Here is a 3,846-nt window from a genome sequence, read left to right on the forward strand (position 1 = left end):
GGACCCACGCCCTCAACAACAAAACATGAAGGGGTACATGAGGGCAACTCGGTCCCCCTCCTGAAGTTCGGTGTCGAGACCATCGAGGTGCTCGTTAAAACGGCCGTTGACGGCGACGCGGGCGAACGCGCGGGTCTGTTCGCCCTCCGGGTTCTTCGCCCAGTCGCCGGCGGCCTCGACCTCGGCGGGCACCCAGCCGTGGGCAGTGGCCTCTGCCTCCGTGTCGGCGATGAGCATGTCGGCGACATCGTACTCCTCGAAGAAGGCATCGAGGAACGCCCGGAGTGTGGTCCCCTCGAAGGTGTACGAGAAGCTGTGCTCGCCTACCTCACGGCGGATGTGTCCCGTACAGCGAACGTCGACCGTCGTTTCGGCGTGGGCTCCGGCGGCGTCCTCGGCAACACTCGATTCGTCCGTACTCATACGCCTATATAAGAGCCCTCCCCGGAAACGCCCAATCCCGAACATGTTCGGGTGTAGCGCCTCCCCGCACGTCACGCGTCGAGGATCGCGTCCAGCAGTTTCGACTGGGCGGCCGCGAGGTGTTCGGCGAACGTCGACCGCGAGATGTCGAGTTCGTCGGCCACCTCGCCGGCGTTGGCGGTTCTCGGATGCTCGAAGTAGCCCATCCGGTGGGCCGTCTCCAGCACCTCCCGCTGGCGGTCGGTCAGGTCGCCGCGGTCGAGAAAGAGGAGGTTGTCGTCGGGGCGGTCGTGTTCCGTTCGGAGCAACCGCTGGACGTCGACGGTCGGATATCGCTCCTGCAGCGAGCCGATGATGTCCTGCAACTCCGCCATGCCGGCGGCATGGAACACGACATAGAGCATGCCGTCCCGCGTTCTGATGTCGACGACCGGGGTCTCGAACGTCTCGACGGCCTCACACGGACAGCCACAGCCAAGTTCACGCGAGAAGCGGTAGACCTTCTTGTCGCCGTAATCGAACACCTTCGTCAGTTCGACGTCCGTCTCGGGGGCGTCGGCTTCGAGCATGAACTCCACGGTGACCCGGTCGGGGGAGTCGGGGGAGACGCTCCGGGTGACGGAGTAGACCGGCGCGTCCGCGGTGGCCGACGCCTGCACGACCGGACAGGTCCCGTCGGCATCGACCTTCACCTCCGCTCGAATTCCCGCTGACATGACACGTATCTCCTCGCCGAAGCCCCCTAAGCCTGTCTGCCGAGTCCGCGCTCGCACCCAGTGAGGCCACTCCGAGAAGGGTGTCGAGAGCCGTCCCGAGAGGGCAACGAACGGCCCGATCGCGGTATTACTTATAAACACCCCGAATACTGAGGGTGCCAATTCCCCACCCTCCAGCTATATCTATCGTATATGACGAGCAGCCTATCAGAACTGTGCAAGGACGAACCCGGCGGTCGACTCGGCGATTCCGGCGCCCTCGACTGCGAACGCGTTTTCACGGCCCTGGAAGACCCCGACTGCCGAAAGCTGCTGGCGGCAACCGAAGACGAGGCACTGACCGCACAGGAACTCACGAACCGCTGTGACGTTCCCCGGTCGACGACCTACCGGAAGGTCGAGTTGCTGACCGACGCCGGGCTCCTCGAAGAGCGGGTCCGCCTCCGCGCGGACGGCAAGCACGCGAGCGAATATCAGCGCACCTTCGACGGTCTCGTCGTCTCGATGGACGCAGGGGAACTCGAGGTCGATCTGGAAGTCGACGCCGCCGGCCCCTCGCCGATCGGAGCCGACTGAGATGGCGCGTTCCGAGCAGCGTTGGGGCCGTCCCGAATCGATGCCCACCGAGTCCCACGAGTGAGACCGGAACGTGTATGAGGATATCTATATGGATGGGCCGACACCCCGCCTGTATACCGACCATCGCCGGCGGGCGACCACTATCCGTCGCCGCCGGGCGACCCATCGACGACCGACCGGGAGCTGAAACACCGTGACGACCCAATACATGTTCACCTGCCCCGAATGCGGCCAAGAGATAGAGGTCAACGCCTCCATGCGAGAGGCCATCCTCTCGAGTGGCTGTCCAGTCTGTACCGGCTCGGTCGAGGATGGGTCCTTCGAGAAGATCGAGACCGAAGCCTAGAAATCGCGGTCGATCTCGATGAGCCGGCCGCTCAACGAGTCCGGTCGTAGCCGATACAGTTCGATATCGAGGTTCCCTTTCTGCTCTGGCCAGATTTCGAAGAGCGGTCGCTGCGCCTCGCCGTACTGCTGTATCTCCTCGACCGACAGCTCACCGGGGTCGATCTCCTCCAGCGGTCCGATAGCGATGACGCTCCGATAGACGTCGTCGACCTCGTCGTAGACGACGAGGCGGGCCTGTGGCTCGGAGGCCAGGAACTCCCGTTTCTCGCTGTCGGGCGTCGAGACGAGTCGCATGTAGAACTCACGAGCGTCGGCATCGAAACCGTAGGAGATGGGGATCGCGTACGGCGCGTCCTCGCGAGCGAGCGCGAGCACCCCCGTTTCCTGTCGACCGAGGAACGCGGCCGTCTCCTCCTCGGTCATCTCCGTCCGCCGGTCGATTGACATATACGACCACTAACGCTGGACCACTTATGTGCGTTTATTTACGGTCACGTCGGTATCTACCGTCAAGTCGGTTGTCGGATTCATCCCCGCCCTGAAGGCTGGGGCTTTCTCCTTGCACTTCCGTGACAGGGGCGACGGCCCGAGTTACCGAGTCCCACCGACTGGGACCGGGCGGTCGGTCTTATGGCGCGGAAGACCAATCCACGCGTATGCCGCTGGTTCAGCTCAGCATCGAGCTGCCCGAACGAACGTGGGTCTACGACGTCACGGCCGACCACCCGGAGGCGACCGTCCGGGTACTCGCCGGGATGCCGGACGACGAGGTCGGCTTCGCCCTGCTGGAGGTTACGGCACCGGACGTCGAGGCCGTCCTCCGGTCGATGGCAGGCCACACGCTTCTGACCGACATCGAACCGCTCCAGTTGAGCGAGGGCCGGGCCATCGTTCAGATCGAGACGACGGCACCGCTGTTGTTGCTCTCCGCGCAGGCCTCCGGAATCCCCATCGAACCCCCGGTCGTCATCCGGGAGGGGGTCGCGGACGTGGAGTTGCGGACCTCCCACGACCGGCTGTCGACGCTGGGCGAGGAGCTCGACCGGTTCGGCTTCAGGTATACCGTCGAGTCGATATACGACGCCGCCGACCCCGAACGCCTGCTGTCCGACCGACAGCGCGAGTTGATACTGGCCGCCGTCGAGGAGGGGTATTACGACACTCCCCGCTGCTGTTCGTTGACGGAGTTGGCCGACCGGCTCGGCATCGCGAAGTCGACCTGCAGCGAGACGCTCCACCGCGCGGAGAGCATCATCGTCCGCCGCTTCGTCGACAAACACCTCAACGAGAAGCCGCCGAAACTCGCCGCCTGAACATAATCGGGGGAAGGGACAGGACCCTCCGCAGGCGAGACCAACACATGCCAGCCGCGGTACCCGAGCGCGTCGTCGACGTCCGACCGCTGGACGACCCGCCGTTCGACGCGATACGCGCGTCGCTGGGCGATATCGCGGGCGCGCCCGTCGTCGTTATCCACAGCGTGGAACCGACCGCGCTCTACGAGACCATCGACGAGCGCGGCCTGTCCTATCGGACGACCCGACGCGCCGGGGACTGGCATATACGTATCACGGCCCGCGAAGACGGCCGGACGACCGACCGGGGCGGCCGACGCGCCCACACCGACGGCCGCGCCGCGATCCGACGCACCCGCATCGAATCGATAGCCGACCTCGCGAACCCCGAACTCCTGTAATCATGTCCGAAACCACGCTCGACGTCCGAGACGTACCGCCGGTCGAACGCCACCCGAAGCTCCATGACGCCTTCGACGACCTCG

7 protein-coding genes are annotated in these 3,846 nt (G+C 64.9%); 4 read left to right on the plus strand and 3 right to left on the minus strand.

All coding sequences use genetic code 11. The annotated features are described in order from the left end of the window. Positions 1-12: 12 nt before the first annotated feature. Together V5A53_RS13570 and V5A53_RS13575 are read right to left on the minus strand one after the other, a co-directional pair. A complete protein-coding gene (locus V5A53_RS13570) occupies positions 13-423 on the minus strand; it encodes a MoaD/ThiS family protein (RefSeq protein WP_332314152.1) in 411 nt (136 codons plus the stop codon). A 71-nt stretch (positions 424-494) separates the two neighbouring features. After that, positions 495-1,139: a helix-turn-helix domain-containing protein gene (locus tag V5A53_RS13575; RefSeq protein WP_332314153.1), complete on the minus strand. Its 645-nt coding sequence runs from the start codon at positions 1,137-1,139 to the stop codon at positions 495-497. 192 nt (positions 1,140-1,331) lie between these two features. On the opposite strand from V5A53_RS13575, the gene V5A53_RS13580 reads away from it, so the two are divergent. Further along, a complete protein-coding gene (locus V5A53_RS13580; RefSeq protein WP_332314154.1) occupies positions 1,332-1,715 on the plus strand; it encodes a helix-turn-helix domain-containing protein in 384 nt (127 codons plus the stop codon). A 211-nt stretch (positions 1,716-1,926) separates the two neighbouring features. Next, positions 1,927-2,064: a DUF7560 family zinc ribbon protein gene (locus tag V5A53_RS13585; protein ID WP_442928626.1), complete on the plus strand. Its 138-nt coding sequence runs from the start codon at positions 1,927-1,929 to the stop codon at positions 2,062-2,064. Here V5A53_RS13585 and V5A53_RS13590 read toward each other — a convergent pair. Further along, entirely contained in the window at positions 2,061-2,513 is a 453-nt protein-coding gene (locus tag V5A53_RS13590; RefSeq protein WP_332314156.1) for a pyridoxamine 5'-phosphate oxidase family protein, read from the minus strand. The two genes, V5A53_RS13585 and V5A53_RS13590, sit on opposite strands and share 4 nt — an antisense overlap. A 209-nt stretch (positions 2,514-2,722) precedes the next feature. On the opposite strand from V5A53_RS13590, the gene V5A53_RS13595 reads away from it, so the two are divergent. Together V5A53_RS13595 and V5A53_RS13600 are read left to right on the plus strand one after the other, a co-directional pair. Next, positions 2,723-3,379 (plus strand): helix-turn-helix domain-containing protein, encoded by a 657-nt coding sequence (locus V5A53_RS13595; RefSeq protein WP_332314157.1) that lies wholly within the window; start codon positions 2,723-2,725, stop codon positions 3,377-3,379. Between the two features lie 47 nt (positions 3,380-3,426). Beyond that, positions 3,427-3,762: a hypothetical protein gene (locus V5A53_RS13600; RefSeq protein WP_332314158.1), complete on the plus strand. Its 336-nt coding sequence runs from the start codon at positions 3,427-3,429 to the stop codon at positions 3,760-3,762. Positions 3,763-3,846: the final 84 nt, after the last annotated feature.

The sequence above is a fragment of the Natronomonas sp. genome, from assembly GCF_036625485.1.
Lineage (GTDB): Archaea > Halobacteriota > Halobacteria > Halobacteriales > Haloarculaceae > Natronomonas.

Coding starts and splice junctions, on each gene's coding strand:
- V5A53_RS13590 (WP_332314156.1), bottom strand. CDS start 2,513: ATGTCAATCGACCGGCGGACGGAGATGACCGAGGAGGAGACGGCCGCG.
- V5A53_RS13580 (WP_332314154.1), top strand. CDS start 1,332: ATGACGAGCAGCCTATCAGAACTGTGCAAGGACGAACCCGGCGGTCGA.
- V5A53_RS13570 (WP_332314152.1), bottom strand. CDS start 423: ATGAGTACGGACGAATCGAGTGTTGCCGAGGACGCCGCCGGAGCCCAC.
- V5A53_RS13600 (WP_332314158.1), top strand. CDS start 3,427: ATGCCAGCCGCGGTACCCGAGCGCGTCGTCGACGTCCGACCGCTGGAC.
- V5A53_RS13575 (WP_332314153.1), bottom strand. CDS start 1,139: ATGTCAGCGGGAATTCGAGCGGAGGTGAAGGTCGATGCCGACGGGACC.
- V5A53_RS13595 (WP_332314157.1), top strand. CDS start 2,723: ATGCCGCTGGTTCAGCTCAGCATCGAGCTGCCCGAACGAACGTGGGTC.
- V5A53_RS13585 (WP_442928626.1), top strand. CDS start 1,927: ATGTTCACCTGCCCCGAATGCGGCCAAGAGATAGAGGTCAACGCCTCC.